Raw genomic sequence first — 2,243 nt, 5'->3', positions numbered from 1 at the left:
GGCAATGGGCCGTGCGGCCAACAGGGCCGGGGCGATGCAGGCCGTCAACTGCTCGTCGAACACTTTCAGATGGTCGGCGTCGGGCGCGTTACCCTCGCCGAAATAGATCATGGCGTCGAACCGCTCGGCACCGAAATCGATCGGCCTCACCCGTGAGAACGGCGGTGCAAAATTAGTCCACGGTAGCGGCTGGATTGTCCTGCTGCGGGCGGCTTAAAAGTCGTCCACCTATTTTCCTTCTGCAATTTGTGCGGGAGGGACGAGGGATCTACACCGTGGACTTATATTTGAAGGTTCGTCTGGCTTGCGATGGCGGCATGAGCCAGCGCGAAGCAGCCAGGCATTTCGGCATCTCGCGCGATACGGTTCGCAAGATGATGGCGTATTCTATTCCGCCGGGCTATCGGCGGCAGGCGCCGGTGCGACGCCCGAAGCTGGACGCGTTCATCGCGATCATTGATCGGTGGCTTGACGAGGACCGGGCGGTCCCGCGCAAGCAGCGTCATACGGCCAAACGCGTTTTTGATCGCCTTCGTGACGAACATGGGTTTGCCGGCGGCTACACGATCATCAAGGACTACATGCGCGAGCGGGACCGGCGCTGTCAGGAAGTATTTGTGCCGCTGGCCCATCCTGCCGGACATGGACAGGCCGATTTCGGGGAGGCTGTGGTTATCATCGGCGGGGTGGAACAGAAGGCGCACTTTTTCGTGCTCGATCTGCCCCACAGCGACGCCTGCTATGTCCGGGCTTATCCGGCAGCTGTGGCTGAAGCATGGGTGGACGGCCATATCCACGCGTTCGCCTTTCTGGGCGCAGTGCCGCAATCGATCGTCTACGACAACGACCGCTGCCTGGTGGCAAAAATTCTTCCTGACGGCACGCGCAAGCGGGCAACGCTGTTCAGCGGGTTTTTGTCCCACTACCTGATCCGGGACCGTTATGGCCGCCCCGGCAAGGGCAATGACAAGGGCAGTGTTGAAGGACTTGTGGGCTATGCCCGCCGCAACTTCATGGTGCCGATCCCCCGGTTTGCAACCTGGGACGCGTTCAACCTGTGGCTCGAGGAGCAGTGCCGCAGGCGCCAGGGCGATCGGCTACGCGGGGAGAGCGAGACGATCGGCGAACGGCTGCAACGCGATCTGGCGGCGATGCGGCCGCTGCCGGCATCGCCCTTCGAGGCCTGCGACCAGGCCAGCGGCCGGGTCTCCTCCCAGGCGCTGGTGCGCTACAGAACCAACGACTATTCCGTCCCTGTTGCCTATGGCCATCAGGACGCCTGGATCCGTGGCTATGTCGATGAGGTGGTGATCGGCTGCGGCGGGGAGACCATCGCCCGTCATCCGCGCAGTTATGGGCGCGAAGACATCGTCTTTGACCCACTGCATTACCTGCCGCTGATCGAGCACAAGATCAATGCGCTCGACCAGGCGGCCCCGCTCCAGGGCTGGGAACTTCCCGAGGCGTTCGCCACACTGCGTCGCCTGATGGAAGCGCGGATGGGCAAGCAGGGCCGGCGCGCCTATGTGCAAGTGTTGCGTCTTCTGGAAAGCTTCGATCTGGCCGACCTGCATGCGGCCATAAAGCAGGCGCTGCACCTGGGCGCCATAAGCTTCGATGCCATCAAGCATCTCGTCCTGTGCCGGGCCGAACGCCGGCCACCCAGGCTCGACCTTGCCATCTACCCCTATCTGCCCAGAGCCAGTGTCGAGACGACCTCGGCCAAGGCCTATATGGGTCTGCTGGACCGCGAGGAGGAACTGGCATGAGCAGCGATGCTCCCGAACTCCTGCTTGCCAGCCACCTCAAAGCGCTCAAGCTGCCGACCTTCCTGCGCGAGCACCACAAGCTTGCCCGCCAATGCGCGCTCGAGGACGTGGATCATGTCCGCTATCTTGCCCGACTTGTCGAACTCGAACTGATCGACCGGGAACGGCGCATGGTCGAGCGTCGCATCAAGGCCGCCCGGTTCCCGGCCGCCAAAAGCCTCGACAGCTTCGAGTTTGCCGCCATCCCCAAGCTTAACAAGATGCTGGTGCTGGAACTGGCGCGCTGCGAATGGATCGAAAGGCGCGAGAATGTTATCGCGCTCGGACCCAGTGGCACGGGCAAGACCCATGTTGCGATCGGTCTTGGCCTGGCAGCCTGCCAGAGGGGATTGTCCGTCGGCTTTACCACCGCAGCCGCCCTGGTCAGCGAGATGATGGAGGCGCGCGACGAACGTCGCCTTCTGCGCTTCCAGA

General features: G+C 62.8%; 2 protein-coding genes. Both read left to right on the top strand.

Annotation, left to right across the window (positions count from 1 at the left end):
* The first annotated feature begins 275 nt into the window (after window positions 1–275).
* A complete protein-coding gene (gene istA / locus D1094_RS18325) occupies window positions 276–1,769 on the top strand; it encodes an IS21 family transposase (protein ID WP_118961540.1) in 1,494 nt (497 codons plus the stop codon).
* Window positions 1,766–2,243, top strand: a 478-nt coding sequence (locus D1094_RS18320; protein WP_182440242.1) for an ATP-binding protein, incomplete at its 3' end; no start/stop codon positions are given. The genes istA and D1094_RS18320, both read left to right, overlap by 4 nt.

Origin of the sequence: Colwellia sp. RSH04 (genome assembly GCF_003545765.1) — a bacterium.
Taxonomy (GTDB): Bacteria; Pseudomonadota; Gammaproteobacteria; order Enterobacterales; family Alteromonadaceae; genus Colwellia.
This window is presented reverse-complemented; position numbering and strand designations above follow the sequence as displayed.